This window comes from Paenibacillus xylanexedens (assembly GCF_017874615.1).
GTDB lineage: Bacteria > Bacillota > Bacilli > Paenibacillales > Paenibacillaceae > Paenibacillus > Paenibacillus xylanexedens.
Window position 1 is genome coordinate 160,167 of record NZ_JAGIKV010000014.1, and the last position, 21,932, is coordinate 182,098.

At 42.3% G+C, this 21,932-nt stretch carries 20 protein-coding genes and 1 pseudogene; 6 read left to right on the top strand and 15 right to left on the bottom strand.

Annotated elements, in window-relative coordinates:
• Nucleotides 1–102 precede the first annotated feature (102 nt).
• Both J2Z28_RS18955 and J2Z28_RS18960 read right to left on the bottom strand, forming a co-directional pair.
• Nucleotides 103–2,034, bottom strand: a complete 1,932-nt coding sequence (locus tag J2Z28_RS18955; RefSeq protein ID WP_211083676.1) for a fructose-1,6-bisphosphatase — start codon at nt 2,032–2,034, stop codon at nt 103–105.
• 241 nt (nt 2,035–2,275) lie between these two features.
• Nucleotides 2,276–3,187 (bottom strand): LysR family transcriptional regulator, encoded by a 912-nt coding sequence (locus J2Z28_RS18960; protein ID WP_211083678.1) that lies wholly within the window; start codon nt 3,185–3,187, stop codon nt 2,276–2,278.
• A 144-nt stretch (nt 3,188–3,331) separates the two neighbouring features.
• Here J2Z28_RS18960 and J2Z28_RS18965 point away from each other — a divergent pair, with 144 nt between their 5' ends.
• Complete coding sequence (locus tag J2Z28_RS18965; RefSeq protein ID WP_211083680.1) at nt 3,332–4,351, top strand: alpha/beta fold hydrolase; 1,020 nt, start codon at nt 3,332–3,334, stop codon at nt 4,349–4,351.
• 321 nt (nt 4,352–4,672) lie between these two features.
• Here the strand turns inward: J2Z28_RS18965 and J2Z28_RS18970 are convergent, their stop codons facing one another.
• The 4 genes from J2Z28_RS18970 to J2Z28_RS18985 all read right to left on the bottom strand — a co-directional run bounded on the left by J2Z28_RS18970 (nt 4,673) and on the right by J2Z28_RS18985 (nt 7,986).
• Entirely contained in the window at nt 4,673–5,713 is a 1,041-nt protein-coding gene (locus J2Z28_RS18970) for an NADH:flavin oxidoreductase (RefSeq protein WP_211083682.1), read from the bottom strand.
• A gap of 204 nt (nt 5,714–5,917) precedes the next feature.
• On the bottom strand, nt 5,918–6,493 hold the full coding sequence (locus J2Z28_RS18975; protein WP_211083684.1) for a TetR/AcrR family transcriptional regulator: 576 nt from the start codon (nt 6,491–6,493) through the stop codon (nt 5,918–5,920).
• Between the two features lie 96 nt (nt 6,494–6,589).
• On the bottom strand, nt 6,590–7,153 hold the full coding sequence (locus J2Z28_RS18980) for a GNAT family N-acetyltransferase (protein WP_211083686.1): 564 nt from the start codon (nt 7,151–7,153) through the stop codon (nt 6,590–6,592).
• A 167-nt stretch (nt 7,154–7,320) separates the two neighbouring features.
• A complete protein-coding gene (locus J2Z28_RS18985) occupies nt 7,321–7,986 on the bottom strand; it encodes a GntR family transcriptional regulator (protein ID WP_211083689.1) in 666 nt (221 codons plus the stop codon).
• A 179-nt stretch (nt 7,987–8,165) separates the two neighbouring features.
• On the opposite strand from J2Z28_RS18985, the gene J2Z28_RS18990 reads away from it, so the two are divergent.
• On the top strand, nt 8,166–8,699 hold the full coding sequence (locus J2Z28_RS18990; RefSeq protein WP_211083691.1) for a YbhB/YbcL family Raf kinase inhibitor-like protein: 534 nt from the start codon (nt 8,166–8,168) through the stop codon (nt 8,697–8,699).
• Nucleotides 8,700–9,138: 439 nt separating this feature from the next.
• Nucleotides 9,139–10,542 carry an MFS transporter gene (locus J2Z28_RS18995; RefSeq protein ID WP_211083693.1) on the top strand — a complete coding sequence of 468 codons (1,404 nt, stop codon included), beginning with the start codon at nt 9,139–9,141 and terminating at the stop codon, nt 10,540–10,542.
• A gap of 167 nt (nt 10,543–10,709) precedes the next feature.
• On the opposite strand, the gene J2Z28_RS19000 is transcribed toward J2Z28_RS18995, so the two are convergent.
• A complete protein-coding gene (locus J2Z28_RS19000; RefSeq protein ID WP_211083695.1) occupies nt 10,710–11,684 on the bottom strand; it encodes a phosphotransferase enzyme family protein in 975 nt (324 codons plus the stop codon).
• A 235-nt stretch (nt 11,685–11,919) separates the two neighbouring features.
• On the bottom strand, nt 11,920–12,675 hold the full coding sequence (locus J2Z28_RS19005; RefSeq protein ID WP_244988397.1) for a phosphotransferase enzyme family protein: 756 nt from the start codon (nt 12,673–12,675) through the stop codon (nt 11,920–11,922).
• Between the two features lie 317 nt (nt 12,676–12,992).
• On the opposite strand from J2Z28_RS19005, the gene J2Z28_RS19010 reads away from it, so the two are divergent.
• Nucleotides 12,993–13,805, top strand: a complete 813-nt coding sequence (locus J2Z28_RS19010; protein ID WP_211083697.1) for a DUF1648 domain-containing protein — start codon at nt 12,993–12,995, stop codon at nt 13,803–13,805.
• The gene (locus J2Z28_RS31840) at nt 13,786–13,899 is read left to right on the top strand and encodes a DUF5808 domain-containing protein (RefSeq protein WP_415841540.1); all 114 of its coding nucleotides are present in this window, start codon (nt 13,786–13,788) and stop codon (nt 13,897–13,899) included. The genes J2Z28_RS19010 and J2Z28_RS31840 overlap by 20 nt, the downstream gene beginning before the upstream one ends.
• 274 nt (nt 13,900–14,173) lie before the next feature.
• On the opposite strand, the gene J2Z28_RS19015 is transcribed toward J2Z28_RS31840, so the two are convergent.
• From J2Z28_RS19015 to J2Z28_RS19025, 3 genes are all read right to left on the bottom strand, one after another.
• The gene (locus tag J2Z28_RS19015) at nt 14,174–14,878 is read right to left on the bottom strand and encodes a hypothetical protein (RefSeq protein ID WP_244988398.1); all 705 of its coding nucleotides are present in this window, start codon (nt 14,876–14,878) and stop codon (nt 14,174–14,176) included.
• A gap of 101 nt (nt 14,879–14,979) precedes the next feature.
• Entirely contained in the window at nt 14,980–16,344 is a 1,365-nt protein-coding gene (locus tag J2Z28_RS19020; RefSeq protein ID WP_342357523.1) for a sensor histidine kinase, read from the bottom strand.
• A 71-nt stretch (nt 16,345–16,415) separates the two neighbouring features.
• Nucleotides 16,416–17,123 carry a response regulator transcription factor gene (locus J2Z28_RS19025; RefSeq protein WP_211083701.1) on the bottom strand — a complete coding sequence of 236 codons (708 nt, stop codon included), beginning with the start codon at nt 17,121–17,123 and terminating at the stop codon, nt 16,416–16,418.
• Nucleotides 17,124–17,277: 154 nt separating this feature from the next.
• Between J2Z28_RS19025 and J2Z28_RS19030 the strand changes: the two genes are divergently transcribed.
• Nucleotides 17,278–17,535 carry a GlsB/YeaQ/YmgE family stress response membrane protein gene (locus J2Z28_RS19030; RefSeq protein ID WP_024630063.1) on the top strand — a complete coding sequence of 86 codons (258 nt, stop codon included), beginning with the start codon at nt 17,278–17,280 and terminating at the stop codon, nt 17,533–17,535.
• A gap of 269 nt (nt 17,536–17,804) precedes the next feature.
• On the opposite strand, the gene J2Z28_RS19035 is transcribed toward J2Z28_RS19030, so the two are convergent.
• The 4 genes and pseudogenes from J2Z28_RS19035 to J2Z28_RS19050 form a co-directional block, all read right to left on the bottom strand.
• On the bottom strand, nt 17,805–18,158 hold the full coding sequence (locus tag J2Z28_RS19035) for a hypothetical protein (RefSeq protein ID WP_211083703.1): 354 nt from the start codon (nt 18,156–18,158) through the stop codon (nt 17,805–17,807).
• Nucleotides 18,159–18,209: 51 nt separating this feature from the next.
• A complete protein-coding gene (locus J2Z28_RS19040; protein ID WP_211083705.1) occupies nt 18,210–19,418 on the bottom strand; it encodes a hypothetical protein in 1,209 nt (402 codons plus the stop codon).
• Nucleotides 19,419–19,473: 55 nt separating this feature from the next.
• Nucleotides 19,474–21,183 carry a hypothetical protein gene (locus J2Z28_RS31515; RefSeq protein ID WP_211083706.1) on the bottom strand — a complete coding sequence of 570 codons (1,710 nt, stop codon included), beginning with the start codon at nt 21,181–21,183 and terminating at the stop codon, nt 19,474–19,476.
• 107 nt (nt 21,184–21,290) lie between these two features.
• Nucleotides 21,291–21,932, bottom strand: a pseudogene (locus J2Z28_RS19050) (collagen-like protein); the annotation flags it as partial.

Consider the following 21,932-nt stretch of genomic DNA (forward strand, 5'->3'; position numbering starts at 1 on the left):
GGCTCGCACAGGCAGGGTATTCTTACTTCCCTGCCCAATACGAGCGTCTACGTCAAATTGCACTCAAACGGTTGATCCAGGTGTGTATTTTTAGGAATCGTTTCATTTCATGTAGCGATAGTCTAATAGATCCTTCAAATTTGAAATTTTCTGCAACAGCTGTTCCCCGACATTGGTTTCCCTTACCAGTTTCCGCGCCAGTTCTTTGTCCACCAATCTTTTTAGAGATAACACGTCCGTTCCGTTACATAAGACATCTTCTTTTGAGTTGAATTTCTTATGGGCGACGAGCTGCATGCCAAAGGAATTGTACAACAAGGTATATCCGGCAATGCCCGTTGTGGATTGATAGGCTTTGGAAAAACCGCCGTCAATCACGATCATTTTGCCGTTTGCTTTAACAGGGCTCTCTCCACTAATTTCTTTGACTGGTGTGTGGCCGTTAATGACATGTCCATGATCTGGATTCATATCAAACTCCTGCATGATTTTTCGACAGATCTCTTCATTTTCACGTAAATGGTAGTACGGATTCTTTCTCTCCTTATGTGCTTCTTTATCTTGGATAAAGTACCGTTCAAAAGTGGTCATTTCTCTCTTTCCAAAGAGCGAGGAGCATTCCCCTGTCCAGATGTACCATACCATATCCGTCGCCAGATCTTCTGTCTCTTCCGGATGCGCAAAGGCGTAACGTAAATAATCTTCAAAAACATCAAGCAATTGACGGCCCGCATATGTCTTGTCTTCAATCTGCATTTCTTCCATATTTCCTTCTTCATCCAAAGGAATACAGCCGTGGATTAACAAATTCCCGTTGTATTTTAAATAAAGGCTACCCTTTTTCATGAGGAAATTCATATGTCTGGCCATCTTTTCGGAATGCTGAACGGAAAACAGCAGCTTTTCCATTACCTGGCGTTCTTCCTCCAGCAATTGTTCAGGCTTCTGCGGATTTACGGTTGCAAAACAGGTGTTTTCCAGCAGGTACGTTTTACCGCAGATGTTGATTTCATTGTTGTCGTAATCAATCTGCTCCAGCAAAAGTCTTTCAGACATATTAAAGTATGGGCGTCTCTTGATAATCGGGCTTTCAAGTTTAAACTGAATCATGGCAATGGCTTGGTGAATTTTGGTAATCTGCAGAATTTCCTGCTCCGATACATTATGGCCAGCCTGTAACTTAGGTCTGAAGGACGGATTGTCATCATAATATTTCTCCGCCAGGTTTAGCAATGGGCGCAGATTGATTCCGTATACATCTTCAATGATGTCCAGATTATCGTATCTGGCGCAGATCCGAATAATATTCGCAAGGCAGACCAGAGAACCTGCGTAGGCTCCGATCCAGAGGACATCATGGTTCCCCCACTGTATGTCTACAGAATGGTAGTTGATCAGCGTATCCATAATTTTATCGGGGTACGGCCCCCGGTCATAGATATCTCCAACCACATGAAGATGGTCAACCACCAGGCGCTGTGTCGTATAAGCAAGGCCGATAATGAGATTGTCCGCCTGGCCCAAGGATATAATTTGCCGATATATTTCCTCGTAATAAGGATCCTTATTGTTGGTCGAATCCGTCTTGTATAGAAGCTCTTCTACAATATATACATACTGCTCTGGCAGAGCTTTACGCAATTTCGAGCGTGTATACTTGGAAGAGGCATAAGAAATAAGCTTAAGCATGTGTTCAATTGTTAGTCTATACCACTGGTTCAAAGCCTGTTTATTGCTCAGTTCCCCTATAACCAGCTGTATTTTTTCTTCCGGGTAATAAACCAACGCCGCAAAATCATTGATTTCTTGATCCGTCCAAACCTCCCGGAATAATTCTTTGATTTTCTCTTTGACGGTACCCGAACCGTTTCTTAGTACATGCTGAAAAGCCTGAAACTCCCCATGCAAATCACTGACAAAATGCTCGGTTCCCTTCGGGAGATTGGAGATCGCTTCAAGGTTGATGATCTCTGTTATAATTTTTTCTTCCGTATCATATTTCTCGGCCAATAAATCTAGAAACTGCTCATCCAAAACAGATGTCCCCCTTCAAGGAAGTATGGTGTTGTATAGCCGGGTCCAAAAGCTTTAGACCGATATCAAATTACACTCTATACTTGGCATTGATTATATGTTAATTATCAGCATCGCCTTCCCCCATCATACTCCAGTTCATCATATATGAACAAATTTGTGAATGGATCTGAATAAACAATGTCTCCTCACTTTCAACAGCGTTTTACTGTACTTAACAGTTTGATGTCTCGTACATAAGCTATCCGGTTTTATTCTCACTCTGTGAACCAAACACTACCCTGGTTGCTTCTATAAAAGATAACATCATTGGTGAAAGCCATTTGTCTTTATGCCACAACATCTGTGTATACACCTGCAAGTCCGGAACTTGCCATGGGAGGACAACAAGTTCTCCGCGTTCAACTTCAGATTCCGCGACGATCTCAGGAAGAAAGGCAATACCGATTCCTGAAATTGCACATTGTTTAATGGCTTCAGCACTTTGAAACTCTAAATATGTAATGCTATCAATGCCCTCTTTTTCAAATGACCGATCAAACATCGTTCGATAGGGACAACCCTTCTCATTTGTCAGGAACACTTCTTCATGGAAATCTTCCAATTGCAGCACCGTTCGTTTGGCGAGTGGGTGATCTGGAGCTGCTAACAATCGGAAATGTTCTTCCAGCAAAGGTTCCACGGAAAGTCCACTCGAGCGAATAGGTTCATCCAACATATAAACAATATCCGTGGTTCCCTCAAAGAGCGTTTGCTTGAGCTCTTGATTCGGAACTGAGCGGAAAATTAGGCGAACTCCCGGATGCTGCGAACGAAACCGTTGGAAGACAGGTGGAAGCCGATAGGAGCAAATAACCTCATTCGCACTTATCGTTAAGGTACCACTTAGTAGTTTTTCATCATCATGGACAGCACTGCGAGCTTCGTCCATTTTTTCAAGAACGCCTTGGGCGTGTGTTAAAAAGCGTTTACCCGCAGTTGTGAGCGCGAGTTGCTTGCTCAACCGATCAAAGAGGCGAACACCTAGCTCATCTTCCAATGCTTTAATTTGCATCGTGACGTTGGAAGGAACGTAGCTCAGCACTTCTGCTGCCCGCGTGAAATTCAATGTTTTTGCAACCGTACAAAACGTATTCAGTTGACGCAATTCCATCCCATGCCCCCCCTTCATCTTTCAATTTTATTGAATACTGTCTTGAATTCTATTCACTTTTATTGAGGGTATCACAGCTCTATACTGAGTACAAGAGATCACAGGGAACATGTGGTTTTTCATTTTGAAGGGAGCGACTATACGATGGATTATGAAATTTTTAATTTGGGTGATGTACTCTTACAATCAGGAGTGACGTTACCAAACGCTTATCTCGCTTATAAAACTTACGGAAAAATAAATGAACAGAAAGATAATTTTGTTGTCTATCCAACGGCTTTTGGAGATCAGCATGTTCAGAATGAATGGCTCATTGGCAGCGGGATGGCACTGGATCCAGAGAAATATTTTATTATCGTTCCCAATTTGATGGGCAATGGGCTCTCTTCCTCTCCCAGTAACACGCCTCCTCCATTCGATCGGGCTAACTTTCCACAGGTAACCATCTATGACAACGTTCGATTCCAGCACCAACTGCTGACCGAAAAATTCGGTATTGAAAAGATTGCTCTCGTCGTCGGGTGGTCGATGGGTGGTATTCAGGCATTTCAATGGGGGGCAAGTTACCCGGAGATGGTTGAACGAATCGCACCTTTCGGAGGCATCGCCAAACCTTGGCCTCACACATTTGTGGTTCTGGAAGGTGTGAAAGCTTCATTGCTATCCGCAGTCGGCTTCGACTCAAGTAAATTAAACCAACTAAGCTCTACAGACATGCGTGCCGTTGGTCGGGTGTATGCAGGATGGGGACTATCACATGCGTTTTATAGAGAAGAGCTATACCGTGAGATGGGGTTTGACACATTGGAGGATTTTGTAGCTGGTGTCTGGGAAAACAGCTTTATGAATATGGATCCGCATAATGTTCTAGCCATGTTATGGACAGGCCAACATGCTGATATCAGTGCAAACCCCTCCTATAACGGAGACTTTGATAAAGCACTTCAGAGCATAAAAGCTTATGCCTGTATCATGCCGGGAAGCACGGATCTCTTCTGCACTGCGGCCGATAATGAATACGAAGCTAAGCGTATACCTAATGCTGTCTTGAAACCAATCCAATCGATCTGGGGCCATTTTGCCGGTCGTGGAATCAACAGTGCCGATAATCAATTTATTGATGAGAATCTAAAACACTTGTTGTCACTTAGCACTAATGAATAGATCGTCACTTGCATTGGGAATTCAGTGAACAGAAGCGTTGATCTTTCGGAGGGAGAGCTCCCCCCAAGCAGTGGTGTTGTTGAGTGATGATGTAGAAATTAAGGAACCAGCAATAATGAAGTTGAGGACCTTATTCCGATGTTTCTTTTGCATCCTCTGCCAATCTCATTTCTATGGCTTTCATCTTTAATTCCACCGGATAACTCACTCTGGTTGGCATTACAAACACACCTCCAAGATGATCTCCCTATCTTACGACAAGGTTTCATTCTCTTGAAGGTGTGTTTGATTAATACATATTCCTAATGATTATAACTACAATTAAGTAAGTACAGTCATCGCCTCTCTTGTGAATGGAACCAGATCATCAGTACGTCCTTCTTGAATTTTCTTAACCCATTCAGGGTCGACTAGAAGAGCACGGCCTACAGCAACCAGATCAAACTCATCATTCTGAAGTCGTTGTACCAATCCCTCGATACCGACGTTACCTGCGCCTTTACCTTCTGTGAACAGACTTGTAAAGTCACCATCAAGACCAATCGATCCAACAGTGATTGTCGGTTTACCAGTCAGTTTTTTGGTCCATCCAGCAAAATTCAGATCAGACCCTTCGAATTCCGGCTCCCAGAAACGGCGTGTGGAACAGTGGAAGATATCGACTCCAGCTTGAACCAACGGTGCGAGAAGCTGCTCCAGTAATTCCGGTGTTTCAGCCAATTTAGCCTGATAATCATCTGTCTTCCACTGAGATAAACGCAGTACAATCGGGAATTCCGGTCCCACTACTTCACGGCAAGCCTCTATCACTTCAACTGCAAAACGTGTGCGAGCCATCATGTCTCCACCATAACGATCGGTACTAGAGTTGGTTTTCTCATACAGGAATTGGTCGATCAGATAGCCGTGTGCTCCATGGATTTCAACACCATCGAACCCAACGCGTTTCGCTTCTGAGGCTGCTTTTGCGAATTCCTGAACGATTGTAGCAATCTCAGCTTCCGAATAATCATTAACATGACCTTTGGCTCCCATATGCCAGATCTGTGGAATAATTCGACCGCCAGCTTCATGTACTTCAGATACAACATGTGCCCAACCATTCATTGCAGCTTCGCCATAAAAGTGCGGCACATTGGCTTGATTGGATGCATCCGGATGATTAATTATTGTCCCTTCCGTCACAATAAGCCCCACTGCGTTCTCTGCTCTGCGGCGGTAATAGCCCGCAACATTCGAACCCGGGATACCGTCCGGAGAAAATTGACGCGTCATCGGCGCCATCACGATCCGATTGGATAACTTCAAGTGACCTAACTCTACAGGTTGGAACAATGCTTCTACGGATTGAGAATAATTCATAATAACCTCCACATATTTCGTTTTATATAAATTGACCTAGGAGATGTTAAACAGCAACCAGCCTGGTTAACAGCTAGACGTTATTTCCAAATGAATCAATACACGATTTTTATCGAAAAGCCCCACCTCCTTCAAGGTTTCGTGGTGTATTAATCCGCCTTCAATTATTTTTGACTTCGTAGTCAAGAATTTCACAAAAAAAGATCAAGACATGATCATGCCAAATGAAGTACGCAGAACCGTCTCGATCTGTTCACGGGATGAACCTGATTTCTCCATAACTCTCACACCAAGAATGGTGTTATTTAGATAAGATGCAAGCTCTATACTCGTGTACCGGTTGGAAATTAACTGTTGTTTCTGGCCACTACTTATGATCTTCTCTAATACCAGTTGAATCTCTTCTGCCATGAGCTCAGCTTCTCGTGTGACCTGCTCGTCATCTGTTCCGAATTCGAGTGATGCATTCACAATTAGACACCCTTGGCAGCTAGATTCATCGTCTAAAAGGGAATATCGTAAGGTATTCAGTTTATCAACGGGAGACGAATCCAGGGCTTCAATCTCTTTCAGTTTCGCTATAACCTGTTCACGGTAAAGTGCCAGCGCCTTCAGGAACAACGATCGCTTGTCTTTAAAAACACAGTACAAACTTTGCTTTTTGACTCCTGTAGTACGCGTAAGGTCCTCATAAGAAGTTGCTTTGAAGCCTTGATTCCAGAACACTTCCATAGACTGGTGTAATACACGATCGACATCAAATTCTCTTGGTCTGCTCATGGGATTAATGTATCAGTTATTGACCATGCAGTCAAGAACTGATCATTTTAAATCCTAATCTCTACGGTAATTTCCTGCAGGTCCATTGAATGCGGTCTAACTCTTCCGGTAAGCAACCTTGTGAAAAGCATTGATATAACGAAACAGTGCTTCACCATCATCAGGCACATGCGTATTTGTATCCAGTGGCAGCATCATTGCCTGATACGGCTCTGGCACCATTCTATATTGATGGACATAGGAGGTTAGGATGAACCCGTTGCGTTGCCAGAACTGAATGCGTTCCTGATGAGACTCCGTTGTCCCGAACTCCGCCTCGATAATCATACCTTTGATCCGGTGTTCCCTTAACGCCCAGGCTCTGAGCTGCTCTAGCATCCAGGTCCCTATGCCCCACCCACGCAACTTCTGTTCAACCGCGAGGTAATCGATGATCAGGATCCGCTCCGCAACCTTCCCCTCCAGTCCAGTAACAGCCATCGCAACCACTTCTCCATCATGCACGCCCGTGTGTAAATAACCAATCTTCCGGTCCAGCATACTGCGCAGAATCGCTTTTGTCTTAGCGCCGCTTTGAAAAGCCTCATGATAGATTCGCTCCATCCGCGCCCACAATGCTTCATCCCACTCCTCTATAGTCGTAAACTCTAATTCCAGCATCTCATTCGCCTCCAGCTTTAGCCGATTGTTTTCAATAGCCTCACCTCCATACAAAATAGTTAGATTAACCAAGAAATCGCTTATGCGAATATTAAGTATCCCGTCCCTATCCAATTCCCCAGGTAATCGATAAGTTTCGATGTAAACTTTTGAATCATATAAACAACTTATTGCTTGTCAAATAAGACCTCTGCGGTTAGTTGGATGTGTGCTCTAAAGATCTGTGTAGCATGTTCACCATCGCGGTTAAGAACGGCATCTGTTAATGCCTTATGTTCAGCGAGTCCATCGCGGACTTGCTGTTGTGGGGGGGAACAATGTCGATAAAATTCGCTCAAATCCCAAAGGTTGCTGCAGATATCTAAGAGAACTGGATTCGGACATGCTGCAATAAGCTCGTAGTGAAATTGACGATGAATCTCAGACCATTCTTCGCGGACAACAAGCTTTTCATTCACTTCTTTGTACTCAGCCGTTTGCGATAACTTGTGATGCACGGCAATTACATTGGATTCCCATGTGAGATCACCATAGGCGATCGATAGGCGTAAAGCTTCAGATTCATTGATTAGCCTGGCTTGTATGATGTTGTTCAGTTCTTCTTCCGACGCCGTCTTTACTGAAAATCCGTGGTTAGGATTTTGTTGTACCAGACCCTGAGTCGCTAATCGCGTCAACGCTTCGCGAACAACAGCAACTGAGACTTCGAAACCTTTAGCTAATTCCGAAACTTTTAATGGAGAGCCTGGTTCATATTGTCCAGTCAAAATATCGGATTGTAGTTTCTTCCTGACATTCTCGCTTAAGGTGGACGAACCATTCCTTTTCGCCATGAAGCAGCACCTTCCTTCATACACATTATAATTCTACGTAATTGTATGTAGATAGTTTACACCGTTATCAATAAAAAACAAACATTAAATTCGATAGTAAATTAAAGAAACGATTATTGTTTACAGAATCGATTATTTGATGTATTATCGAAAATGAAAATAAAAGGAGGTAATTTACAATGAACAACAATCCATTTTCCAAATTGCCAGAAGTAGCAGTCTTTCAGTTGGAGAGTAACGACATTATGGAGGGACATCCTCTACCGACCCAGCATTATTCGGAGATGTCAACACTAGAAGGAAGTAAAGATCTCTCGCCCCATTTGAAGTGGTCGGGTGCACCCGACGGGACAAAGAGTTTTGTCGTAACTGCATATGATCCGGACGCCCCAACTGGATCGGGGTTGTGGCACTGGGCCGTTATCAACATCCCTGCCAGCGTAACCGAGCTACCTACAGGCGCAGGTGACGAGTATTCCAGCGGTTTGCCGCAAGGCTCCCTGCAACTACAGAATGATTTGAGACTCGAACGCTTTATCGGTGCAGCGCCTCCAGCGGGACACGGTCCTCATCGATATTATTTTGTCGTTCATGCGCTGGACGTCGAAAATATTAGTGTCGCCCCTAATTCCACGCCAGCTCTCCTTGGATTCACCATGCTGAGTCATACGCTGGGGAGAGCAGTTCTCATGGCAACAGGGGAAATCAAGTAAACCAAGATGTTGAAGCATAGGAAAGAATGATATGAAAAATTCCGAGTATCTTATGCGTGTTTACGATTTTTTTTGCACACAACAAGTTTGAAAAGCAAAGTACTCTCTGCATATGCGGAGTCAAGTACGGAGGAAGTGGTGAAGCTGAATCATCATGTATGTCCCAATTGTCAGGAGCCAATTATAATTTTGAAGCATACCGTCATTTGCGGCTGTGGGAGCAAGATTAAAAACAAAGTGAAATTTAAAATATATCCAGAAAAACTGAAAAGTCCTCATCATTGAGGACTTTTCAGTAAATTAGCGTTGACCTTCTCTGCTAGTGAAGCATTTAAAACATTACATTGTCGGCTTAATCAGATGAAATTTTTATCATCAAAGGAATACAGGCTCGTTATTTCATCAATACAGTTTTATCCAATAGAAATGAGGCATTCCAATGCAAACCAATCATAGTGTTCAAAAAAATAAAGGAGAGTTATTACTTGGTTTACTTGTCTTTACACTCATCATATCCGTCATGAATGCAACCATGTTTAATATTGTACTCCCTGATATCGGTAAACAATTTCAAATTTCTTCATCGCAAGCGAGTTGGATCATCACAGGCTATATGATTGTGTACGCAATTGGCTCGGTAACTTATGGTAAATTGACAGACAGATACAGCTTGAAGAATTTGTTGACGTTTGGTCTACTACTTTTTGCCATTGGCTCTGTTATCGGCTTAGTGGCTAGTGAATATTGGATGGTCATTGTGGGGCGAATTGTACAGGCAGCTGGTGCATCAGTCATTCCGGCGATTTCTATGATTGTACCAGTTCGTTACTTTACACCTGAAAGGCGCGGTCGTGCATTAGGTACCGTTGCAATCGGATTTTCATTGGGTTTGGCCATTGGTCCCATCATTGCCGGCGTGGTAAGCAGTACATGGAACTGGCGGGTATTATTTGTAATCTCGCTTTTATCATTACTTACTTTGCCGATGTATCGAAAATATTTAGATGATGAAAAGGGAGTTTCCGGAAAAATGGATTATATTGGCGGAATACTTCTGGCCGGTACCGTAGCCATTTTGTTACTGGCTTTAACAAACGGAAGTGTTTGGCTTGCCTTAGGCGGGATTCTTATTTTTATTTTTTTCGTACTACGTATACGCTATACTCCAAACCCCTTTATAAACCCGGCCATATTTCGAAACAAACCGTTTTCATTCGGCCTAATTATTACTTTCGTCATGATCGGGATTGGCTTTGCCTTTCCATTCATTACACCTCAGCTACTTTCTTCTGTAAACCACTTGTCACCGGTTTTCATCGGAATAGTTATGCTGCCGTCGTCTTTAATGGCCGCGCTTTTGGGTCGACAAGGCGGTAAATTAGCAGATGATAAGGGAAATCGTTTCCTTGTGTTTACTGCAGCTGCACTTCTTATTATCGGTTTTCTCTCTATGTCTTCAGTCGTTGGTATGTCGCCAGTATTTATTGCGATCTTTCTTATTTTTGGTATTCTTGGTCAATCGTTCATGCAAATTGCAATGTCAAACACGGTTTCACGTACACTCTCAAAAGAGAATATCGGCGTAGGGATGGGATTATTCTCGATGGTCACTTTTATTGCTACGGCCACATCAACAGCTGTTATCGGCAAGATACTAGATCTGGGCACATCGACCATTCGCTTAAATCCGATACCACAAAACAGTGCAACTTTCGTATATAGCAATATTTTCCTGACACTTCCCATTCTTATCGTTGTCGTAGCAGCATTATATTATGTCCAATTTAGGCGAATAGGTAAAATGGCTAAGGACGAAAAGAGGAATAGCGAACCAGTTACTTAGTAAAAGTAATATAGAAATTTGCTGAGAATCTATAACTCTTAGGTTCTATGCTGTTAATTAGAATCAAACTTATTACGATTCTCCGTCCTGTCTGTAACGGCAAGTTTAAAGGCCATCCTTTGTGGGATGGCCCTTCCTTTTCTGGCTTTGTTAACGTATCGTATCCGTTAACACAAAAAGTCCATATCAATATAGGGAGTGTTATTTAACAAATTTTCATAGTAAAAGCGTCGGGCTTGCTCATCCCATTCGCTCCAATCAGGAGCGTTAAAATCTCTGCTTCTATAGAACGCGGCTAAAACTCTAGCTTGCCTTAAATTAATAAACAATGGGATTTTGTTTAACCAACTTTGACTCACAGTATTTTCCTTACAATAACCGTTTAAGAAGTTGCAATAGTAACGCTTTGCAATCTCCCTCCTTACATCTCCAGACACAACCCACGGAATAGGGATTTCATAAAGTAATGGTGTAGCAATATCAGAAACAAACCAGCTATATTCCGCATCGTCATAGTCAATAATAATGGCTTTGTCCCCATTATTAAGATAATTTCCAGGGCTGATATCCCCATGAATAAGACCATACGTATCTTTTTCCTTGGGTAGAGCGCTAACTTCAGTAATTAAACGATCAAAGTTATCGTGTAATTCTAACGGACAATACTTCTTAAATGTGGCTAATAGGGCATTATCATTCCATTCATAGCGTGAATGTTGGGACGAATAATGAAGTGAAAACTTATGTATTTTCCCGACCATTTGACCGATATTCTCATAAAACGTATTGTTCTCCTCGGCTATTACTGCATTTCTGCCAGGTGCTTTCTCAAAAGCTGTCACAACAAAAAACTCGTCAATGATATGAATAAGATCCCCTGATAAAGACTGAATAGGCCTCGCTACTTTCATTCCGCGATCAGCCAGGAACATGATAAACTCTAGTTCCGCTCTTGTTAATAATTCATTCCGATGTGTGACATGGGTGATTCTTAAAATAACTTCTCGATCTCCAACTACCCCGGAATAAACGAAATTTTGAAACCCATTTAATTCGAAAATGGAGTCTTCACGTATACCAAAACATTGCGCGGACTGTCTCAATATATCTTGTGTGTATAGTAGTTTAATCTTTTTATCCATATAACCTCTCCCCTTTATTTTATGGTAACAAAAGGTGCTGATTGAAAATATACTGAATTTGATTCAGAATCAAATTTTACACAAAAAGCCACATCAGATTACACTAACCTGCCCTTAGTTTAACAAAAAAATTTCTCCTTTAAGATATTTCCTAAAATAGTTTTCAATAACTGATGGAAAATTTGCCGCTAAGGATTGTTGTTCATTTGGATTTAGAGAATGGAATGCGAAAGTCCTAAGATGAAAGATGCAAAAATGTTTCAGCCATATCAAATAAATAAAAGCCATAGCCACAATTCGAAAAATCTATAGGTTGAGGAGTATCGTCATAAAATACATAGTTACTCTCATGAAGGTCAGAATGAATAATTCCCCAGTTACTTGGCAAGCGTTTATGATTTTGTATCACATTTGCTATTTTATGTGCTGACTCTTCCACATGAAAAAACACTTCACTTGAGATAAGCTCTAAATTTACTAACCGTTTTAATTGATTAAGTGATGAATATAAATGATCAGAATTGTATATTGGTCTATTAAAGCCTTCAGGTGCATTCCACTGCATAGAATGTTTATGTAGAGCCGCCATTAAGAGAGCCAAATTTTCAGTTTCATTACTTGTTGGCTCTCTTTGAAGTACGCTTCCATGAATCCAATGATGAATAGTCACCATGATTGTATTTTCGCTAAGATCAGTTGAGATTTCTGTTACCAGATCACCTTGAAGATTTCTAACAGGTACAGGTACGACGAGATTTGTATCTTTAACCAAAGCTTCAAGCCAAATAAGCTCTGATGCGATATTCCCTTTTGATTGAATGGAAATCGTTGAGATATGGATTTTGATAAGAAACTTTTGATGATCTTCGTTGGTCTGAACTTGAAATGTAACATTATCACTCTTTCCGAGATACACAAGTTTTTCCCAATAGATTGGGTATTGATGTAAAGCTTCTTTCGCCACCTTCGCATAATCTTCTTCAGAAAGCATAGTATCCACTCCAGTTAATGTGATTTTTACTTCACAATTTTACCAAGTGAACTTTATTTTATGGTGATAATAGTTGATTATAACTAAACTTTACTGCGTTGTCAGATGAGTTCGCTGCGTAGCAAAAAGGTCTGAACAAATGTTAATTTCACCCATATAGCCACTGAAATCGATTATAATTAACTTATATTCAAGTCGATTACCTACCCTAAGTTAAAAGGATATCATACGCAAAAAGACATAGTGATGCATCGCATATGCTCTAAAGTTTATAGAATTTTCGAATACATACTTATGTATAAGAGGAGGCGAATGATATGACGATAATGCCTGTTATAGTAATGATCTTTGTATTTGTACCTGCCATTGTACTCATGGTAAGCATGCCTTATTTAACAAGAGAGACGATTAGTTTTGGGGTCACCGTCAGCGCTGTACAATTTCACAGCGAACCTCTGCGCCAGATGCGGAAGTCATATGCTAAGATTAGTGCTACCTTGCATACCATCCTATTCATTGTTTGTATCATCTGCCTAATATACGGTGATGAACATTCCAAGCAACAAAGTTGGATCATTGTCACTTATTCACTCGCCATGGTCGTAATCTCCCTAGTCATAAACATTAGCTATAATTTCAAAATGAAAAGTTTACTACCTATGCTGCCTATTGCTCTTGAAACATCGATCATGGCAGTGGACATTGGTTTTCGGAAAAGAAACATTAGCTTGTCTAGTAAGTGGTTCCTCATCCATGTTTTCATTATTGTTGTTGGTATTGTAACTGTGCTACTCAACTACGAACTAATTCCTGACCAGATTCCGATCCATTACAACAGCAGTTGGAACGTAGACGGCTATGCAGCTAAATCTTATAGTTCTGTGTTTATGCCTACGATAATGCAAGTGTTCTTAATACTTGTGTTCATATTTGAGAATCGGAGTATTCGCAGAGTGAAGCAGCAGGTTCAACCCACTGATCCGAACCGTTCCATCAGACAAGACGTAACTTTCCGCCGTACTTGGTCAGGTTTTATGATTACAGCAAGCTTCTTAATAGTTATCCTGTTGTCCGTCGTGCAACTAAATATGATATCTCTGCTTAACATCAATTTCGCTATTCCCCGTTGAGAAAAGATTCGGAGTCGGCTGGGGATTAAATTTCGGTCACCCAGTATGCTGGCTGATTTTTCTCGGAATTATCGTACTGTTAGTTGTGGTGTAACCAGGCTTGGAGGTTAGTACTCGCCGGAGTATTCTAGCTAGGGCAGATCTGTGGCGTGATTCGACTTTGATGTTATGCCGGGTGATGGGACTATGTTATTATCCATTCCGTCAATCGGTACAAGTTCTTGTCCTTGGCTCGGGAACAAACTTGTACCGTTAAAATAAAAAAAGCCGCTAAATTAGCGACTTTCAATGGGATCATGTTCCGGTCCCTCGACACTTTTACCACAAACAACAAAATTTCTATTGCTTCTTATGTTCATCACTTGGAATTAGTCCAGAAGGCTGTAGATCTGAATGCTCTCCACCTTGGCATCCTTGATATGAAAAGACATCACATCCACATAATTGGATGGCTCGTAACGGAAGTCATCCTCCTCATTAGGGGCTCCATCACCAAGCAGTTTCCCCTCAGGGTAGGCGTTTTTGAGTGTATCCAGGCTGTCTCCTGCTTTAATGTTTCGGACTGTCGCGTACTTAGGATCTGTGATTTCGATATGAAAGATGGAGTCTTGTTTCCCCTCCGGTATACTGATTGTTTTAATCTCCAGACCAGGATACGTATAGACCTTTTCTGTAAAACCGATTAACGTATCCATGTTTGTTCCATCGTCGGCACTGTACGTATGAGATTTCAGGTTATCCGGTTTGCCCAGCATCTGTTCCATCTGATCTTCATTCGCTGTATCCGAAATCGCAATGGTGTGCTCATTATAGACAAAAGCAAGCTCCTTCAGCACCACATTTCCTTCCTTTTCCATCGAACCTTCCTTAATAGCTTTAGTACCCTTTTCTTCCGAATTTTCTGAAGCAGGCGCATTAGCATTTGTTGCTCCTTCGCCTTTGTTCTGTTCATTCGCTGTGTTCTGTCCGGTTGCTGGGGGCGTAGCATCACTGGACTGACAGCCCGCTAATGCCACCGTTAGTAAAGCACCTAGTACGATAACACCTGTTGCTTTGTTTATCAATTTCATCATGATCCCTCCATAAATGTGTGATTTGTTCTTATGAAGTGATTATAAATAAAACATTTGTTAGTCTCATAACAGAAATGTACCAATCTTGTAACGTTAATTATTTACGATTGTGTTTCCGCACGGGGCAACACAATCGTAACGGTCGTCCCTTTTCCCAGTTGACTTTCGATGTCGATATATCCATTAAACCGCTCTACAATCTCTTTGCAAATGGAAAGTCCAAGACCTGAACCGTTCGCTGTGCTAGCATTTTTCGCCCGGTAAAAACGTTCCTGCACTCGCTCCAGCTCCTCGCCCGAGATACCGATACCTTGATCACGTATCCGTATAACTACCTCGCTTGGCGTATGTTCCAACTTCAATTGGATTAGCGATGGACCGCCTGAATATTTGATGGCATTGTCCACAAGGTTCGCAATCGCATGGGACATCAACATTGGATTGACATCGGCGTAGACTCTTGTCAGACCTCCATCTGTTGATTCTCCCTCCACTTTACTAACCATGATCTCGATTTCTTTATCCTTGGCCTTCGTTTCCATATTCATTGCGACTTGCTGAATCAGTTCGTTCATTTCTGTCTTCTCGACTTCCAAATCGTTAGAACCAGCCTTATCGAATCGGGATATTAATAACAGTTCATTAATCAAACGTGTCAGCCGATCCGATTCCTGCAGCAGATGAGCATAGATTTTTTGTAACTCCTTGTCCTCGTTCTCCCCTTCAACCAAGTATTGAGAGAAACCATGAATTGCTGCCAATGGTGTTTTTAACTCGTGAGATACGTTGGAGACAAATTGTTTCTGGTACTGAATGTAATCATGAAGCTGCCGCCCCATGGAATCCAGCCCATCTGCCAGCATGCCCAGCTCATCCTTCCGGTTTAGATGAACTCTCCGAAACTCCTGTCTGGAGAAACTTTGCGCAGCGCCAAGCAACAGCTTGATCGGCTTGGTTGTGTTGCGGGCAATCCACAGGCTGGATAACGTAATCAGCACAATAAATCCGCCTGCACCGACAAACAGGATATAACGGATTTGATCCATGATCGCATAAAAGTAGGAAATGTCCTCCACGAACTCATACACATAAGCGTTTTCGTAGAATTGATCCTGAATGGGCGTCGCAAAATAAAGCAGCTGATCTTCCGTGACCGTGTAGGCATAATTGCCGCTCAGCGCTTTCTCAATATTTTTGTCAAAAATAAGCGGTTTGCCATCATTAATGATGATGCCATCCACTGCCAGGCCCAGCAACTGCTTGGAGCTGTCATAGATACGTACTTCCTTGCCTGAAGCTTTCAGCTTCTCCAGAGCAAGTCTGACAATTTCCTTCGTCTGGGACTCTCCTGAAGATGACCTATGCTGTGCCAACACCTCACGGAAGGACAACTCGGACAGATCCGCCTTCTCCATCATCTGTTTCTCAATTGTAATGAAGCTGTAGTAATCGATGGCTTTATTCACCGCAAAAATGATGATGCCAAAGGACAGCACGGAGAAAAATAAATAATTCAGCAGTAACCGGGTTGCATACTTCAGGCCTCGCCACCTCCAAGTTGATAGCCAAATCCATAGATCGTCCTGACATACTTCGGTTCGTCCGCGTTATCTTCCAGCTTCTTCCGTAATCGCATGATGGTCATATCCACACTTCGACTGTCTCCCATAAAGTCATATCCCCATCCGATCTGCAGCAGCTCATCCCGGGTAAAGATTTTGTCTGGCCTTTTGAGTAACGTTTCCAGAATTTTAAACTCTTTGGCCGTTAAAGACACGGGTACACCGTTTTTTAGCACCCTTCGGATTTCCAGATCAAATGTCAGCTCTTCATGAATGATGCGTGTAGATTTCACTTCTGTTCCTTCAATTAATTCCTCCTTGCTCTCGTTTCTTCTCAGAATCACCTTGATTCGGGCGAGCAATTCACGATTGTCAAAGGGTTTGGTCATATAATCTTCCGCGCCTAGTTCAAGTCCAAGCACCTTGTCGATTACTTCATTTTTGGCAGAGAGCATGATCACAGGAATGGCACGCTTTCCGGTAATTTCCTTACACAACTCATATCCGGAGCAGTCTGGCAGCATCAGATCAAGTACCACCAGATCCGGTTGGAAAATATCCAGCAGCTGCAGGGCTATTTTACCGTTTTCAGCCGTTTGAACGACGTAGTGTTCTCTTCTTAGTACAAGCTCAATTAAATCTCTGATTGCGATTTCATCGTCAATGACAAGTATTTTCTTCAATGTGCACCCCTTCTAGCCTTGTTCCCCAGCTTAAATCATCATTTACCCTCATCTTAGCACAGACACTTTAGATTCCTCCACCAACTGGAAGGTGAGGTATATTCCACTCAGCCCAACATAACTTGTAATAAACTCGAAGAAAGGAGAACAATCCATGGATCTGCTCTGGGTACTCATTGTTGGTGGACTTATTGGCTGGTTAAGCGGCAACTTGATTGGGCGGGACGTACCGGGCGGTGTACTTGGGAACATTATTGCGGGTTTTATCGGTTCCTGGTTAGGTACGGAATTGCTGGGACCAAGGGGGCCGGTGATTGGCGGATTTCATATTATTCCCGCCATCGTTGGCTCGATTATTGCCCTGCTCATCTTCTTCGCTCTGGCACGCGGCGGAGCCTTCCGAAGACGTTAACCAAGAGAGGCGGAAACCGATACCGTCATTCATTAGTGCAGGATAAACATCAAAGGACCGATAGCATTCATCGATGGAAGATGAACACTTACGGTCCTTTTTTTATTTTTGTACTGATTTCATCCATTGTCGTGTTTTTCGGAAGATTGGTTTTTGGCTGTTATCATCCCCTGAGCCAAAAGACACATCCACCATCCTCTTCATTTCTTTTCTAAAGTGCTTTGACGAGTTTGTTTTATCTAATTCAAGCCCGCCGTTTATCTTGCTTCTTATGATTCGTCAAGTTGTTCAGAAGCTACTAAGCGATGCGCCGAGACAAGCTGTCCGGTAGCATCTTTACCCCAAACTGAAATTTGAACTTGTTGCTCTGCTAAACCGCTCGTTGTAAAGACAAATTCAAAAGAATTAAAGTCTGCGTAATAATTTTTGGTTAGGACTTGATTAGGATTTATAGAAATTAACTCAAGTACATATAGTGTTCTTGTTCCATTCAAATAATAACCCTGAATCAAGATATTCGAGCCATCGACTAAGTTGCGATTATCTATTTTGATCGTCAACTGTTGTGTCGGCCTTACACTATTAACAGGATTATTTTCTATCGGTCCGGTGGATAAAATCATTCTCTCTTACCCCTTTCCAACATTTAATGTATTTCATTATGACCTGAGGTTTTACCAGCTCTCAGCAACTCTAAATACCACATCAACTATATTTGAGCCTGCCCCACCAATATTTGATACAGCTAATGTTACGACCTGATTTTCAGGAAGCGTGAAGTCCAATAGTTCTGATGAAGCTAATATTCTGGCAACACCTGTTCCGCCTCCTGTAACACCTTGAAACACTACTTCTCCTCCGGTAATCGTTGTAGACGAATTGTTTACCAACAAAGCTGTTTCACTATCGGGAATGATCGTTGTAGCTGTTGGATAATTAATAAATGCTCCATCGAGAGTTCCACCCACAAGTACTTGATAACTAAGATCTACGGATGAGATAATGTTTATTTCTTCTAGATCCACCTGAACAGAGTTCGTTCTAGCTGATCCCGAAGGGAAGATTGCTTTTCTTGTAAATGATAGGACGGGTGTTAGTGTTGATGTGAGATTGGTAACCCTCCTCCTTTCCGAAGTGACTCTAAAGGTAGGATTATATTTTCCGATAATACTATATTGTCTTCCTCCCACAAAAAGGGTGTAGGATGCAGCAGTTCCGTTATTATCGATTTGTGCTCTTAATGGAAGATTGGGGTCAATAAAACTCGTTTGACCAGTTGGGGAGAATCGGTGGACGGTAATTACCTCTTGCGCTAAAGTCGCCGGATTAGGGATGACCACTCTAAATTCGATTACTCCATATCCATACCAAGTAAATACGATTTGAAATATATTCCCTTTAGATAAACTAAGCGTCGCTCCACTCGGACCTGTTCCATCTAATCGGTCTACATTCCATAAACTTTGAGGAAATGTTGTATCGGAGCCTCCTCGCCGTATGACCACGAATACATTTGTGCTATTTACTCCAAAGAAAGCCCCGTTCTGATCGTCAAAAAATCCCCATCTTCCAATCTGATTGCCTGTCGGCAGTAAAGGTATTCGAACGCCAATTCCAGCTTCACCAGCAAATCCTGGCTCGTATCTACCTCGTAATACACTTTCTAGAATGGCCGAATCTGTTCCATTAATGGTATTGCTTAGATTATATTCGGTTGCATCATTAGTAACCGCCCCATCCCCGGTGATTGTAACGGAATCTCTTAGAATGGATAGACCATATGCAGATGTTAACTCCACGATTGGGGTTTTTTCCGATACAATTAGCTCATTGAATTGTGAACTTACATTCGGACCAATATTCGAGATAATAATATCCGACAAAATAGTTCCTCCTTCGCAGAAAGGGAAAAGTGAATCCCTCCTCTTCTACTACTTTTTACCATTCTTCAGTAAGACTGAAGGTGGCCGTAACAGGATTAGTACCCCCGCTTAAATTCGCTACGGCTAAAGTCACAATTTCAGTGTCAGGTAATTGGAACTCCAATAATGAAGAAGAAGAAGCTGCTGATATTCTGGCACTTCCCTCAACTCCGGCTACTAAGCCTTGTAATAGGACTTGACCATCCGATATTGTCGTTAGTGTGTTGTTAATTAGAAGAGCAGTCTCCGAAGTTGGGATATTAGTCGTTGCAGTTGGAAAGCTTACGAAGCCTCCATTAATCGTTCCGCCTAATATGATCTGATAGTAAATATCATCTGTAGTTATAAGATCAATACTTTCTAATTTGACACTCACTGAATTTGCCCTACCTGAACCTGGCGGGAAGGATGTCTTTCTCTGGAAAGACAAAATTGGTGTGAGTGACCCTGTTGCAGTTACAGTTCTCCTTTCGGAAGTAACCCTGAAAATAGGATTATATTTACCCAATATACTGTATTGTCTTCCTCCAACGAATAAATTGAGTTCTGATTCTGTGCCATTATTAAAGATTTCCGCACGTAGAGGAAGATTAGGATCGGCCAGACTGGTTTGCCCATTGGGGGAAAAGCGATGAACGATAATTACTTCTTGTGCTAAAGTCGCAGGATCAGGGATGACGACTCTAAATTCGATTACTCCATACCCATACCAAGTAAATACGATTTGAAATATATTACCTTTAGGTAAACTAAGCGTCGCTCCACTTGGACCCGTGCCATCTAATTTATCTACATTCCAAGATGTTTGAGGAATAATGGTGTCTACACTTGCTCTTCTGATCGCTACAAATATTCCATTCACTACGCTCTGTCCAAAGAATAAGCCGTTCTGATCGTCAAAAGCGCCCCATCTGACCACTTGGGTCCCTGTCGGTGGAGCTGGTAAACGAGCACCAATTCCTATTTCTCCGGCTAAACCTGATTCATACCTTCCTCTCTCCGAGCTTTGAAGGATAGCAATGTCAGATCCGGATATAGTTGTAGTTAATTGAAATTCCGTATTATTACTTCCAACTGTAGCATCGCCCAATGTTAAAACAATGTCTCTTAGGTTGGATAAGCCATATACAGAAGTCAACTCAATAATCGGCGTTTTTTCGTTGGTTCTTAATTCGTTAAATTGAGAGCTAACATTTGGTCCCACTCCCACGATGGTCGCATTAGGCTCAATCGTACCTGGGGCTCCCGTCGCTCCTGTGACTCCTGTAGCCCCTGTGGGTCCTGTAACTCCTGTAACTCCTTTAGCCCCAGTGGGTCCTATGGCTCCTGTAGATCCCGTAGCTCCCGTTGTTCCTGGGGGTCCTGTTACTTCATTTGCGCCTAGCAATTCTGAAGATACAATACGATGGGGAATTACAAGTTGCCCCTCTACATTTTTTCCCCATACCGAGATTCCCATCTGATCTTCTGCTAAACCGCTCGTTGTAAAGACAAATTCAAAAGCATTAAAGTTCCCATCATAATTCTTCGTTATTACTTCATTTGGATTCACATTAATGAGTTCGTTTACGTATAAGTTTCGAGCTCCGTCTAGATAATATCCTTGAATCAAAACATCGGCACTATTGATTAAATCTCGATTATCCATTTTAATTGTCAGTTGCTGCGTTGGCCTTACACCACTGACCGGATTATTCTCAATCGGTCCGGTTGATAAAATAGCCATAAAATTTTATTCTCCTTTTTTCCAAATGATTAGAGGCAGAAATATTCATCCACCTCCACCCCTTTGGTTTTAAACTAACAAAATTTAGGCTCTCATCTTCCACTCCGTTACTGAACCTGAATAATCGAAACAGAACCATCTGTAAGTGTAGCTGTTGCCGATCCATTATAAAGAAAATCGATAGTAAGTGCAGTTGAAGTAGCATCAGCTAAAAACGTACCCGATACACTTACATTCGCATCTAAAGTTCCTGTAACTGCTCTCCCTGAAAACCGACTTTGAAATACGAGGTTAGTTCTTGGTGTGACCGTAACGTTCCCAACTACAGAACTCGTTGCTCTAAACGTATACGAAACCAAATAAATGTGGCCTGTTGCCAGTACAAAGGTTGTACTTGTAGGATGCAATATGTTAGTGCCATTAATAAATACGGTCGTATACGAAATAGCTGTCCCATTTACAACAGACGCTACGCTTACATTAAATAGTCCATTTTGTATTGTGGCATTTGCCCCGGTTGCACCTGTGCTCCCTGTGGCTCCAGTTACGCCGGTTGCTCCTGTTGTGCCTGTGATGCCCGTGGCCCCCGTTATGCCCGTTGCACCTGTCTCTCCGGTAGCACCTGTTACGCCTGTTGCACCTGTTACGCCTGTTGCACCTGTTACGCCTGTTGCACCTGTTACGCCTGTTGCACCTGTTACGCCTGTTGCACCTGTTACGCCTGTTGCACCTGTTACGCCTGTTGCACC

Bases quoted from the DNA above. Each gene is read 5' to 3' on its own strand.
- J2Z28_RS18960 (WP_211083678.1), bottom strand. From the start codon at position 3,187: ATGGAATTGCGTCAACTGAATACGTTTTGTACGGTTGCAAAAACATTG.
- J2Z28_RS18965 (WP_211083680.1), top strand. From the start codon at position 3,332: ATGGATTATGAAATTTTTAATTTGGGTGATGTACTCTTACAATCAGGA.
- J2Z28_RS18970 (WP_211083682.1), bottom strand. From the start codon at position 5,713: ATGAATTATTCTCAATCCGTAGAAGCATTGTTCCAACCTGTAGAGTTA.
- J2Z28_RS18975 (WP_211083684.1), bottom strand. From the start codon at position 6,493: ATGAGCAGACCAAGAGAATTTGATGTCGATCGTGTATTACACCAGTCT.
- J2Z28_RS18980 (WP_211083686.1), bottom strand. From the start codon at position 7,153: ATGCTGGAATTAGAGTTTACGACTATAGAGGAGTGGGATGAAGCATTG.
- J2Z28_RS18985 (WP_211083689.1), bottom strand. From the start codon at position 7,986: ATGGCGAAAAGGAATGGTTCGTCCACCTTAAGCGAGAATGTCAGGAAG.
- J2Z28_RS18990 (WP_211083691.1), top strand. From the start codon at position 8,166: ATGAACAACAATCCATTTTCCAAATTGCCAGAAGTAGCAGTCTTTCAG.
- J2Z28_RS18995 (WP_211083693.1), top strand. From the start codon at position 9,139: ATGCAAACCAATCATAGTGTTCAAAAAAATAAAGGAGAGTTATTACTT.
- J2Z28_RS19000 (WP_211083695.1), bottom strand. From the start codon at position 11,684: ATGGATAAAAAGATTAAACTACTATACACACAAGATATATTGAGACAG.
- J2Z28_RS19005 (WP_244988397.1), bottom strand. From the start codon at position 12,675: ATGCTTTCTGAAGAAGATTATGCGAAGGTGGCGAAAGAAGCTTTACAT.
- J2Z28_RS19010 (WP_211083697.1), top strand. From the start codon at position 12,993: ATGACGATAATGCCTGTTATAGTAATGATCTTTGTATTTGTACCTGCC.
- J2Z28_RS19015 (WP_244988398.1), bottom strand. From the start codon at position 14,878: ATGATGAAATTGATAAACAAAGCAACAGGTGTTATCGTACTAGGTGCT.
- J2Z28_RS19030 (WP_024630063.1), top strand. From the start codon at position 17,278: ATGGATCTGCTCTGGGTACTCATTGTTGGTGGACTTATTGGCTGGTTA.
- J2Z28_RS19035 (WP_211083703.1), bottom strand. From the start codon at position 18,158: ATGATTTTATCCACCGGACCGATAGAAAATAATCCTGTTAATAGTGTA.
- J2Z28_RS31515 (WP_211083706.1), bottom strand. From the start codon at position 21,183: ATGGCTATTTTATCAACCGGACCGATTGAGAATAATCCGGTCAGTGGT.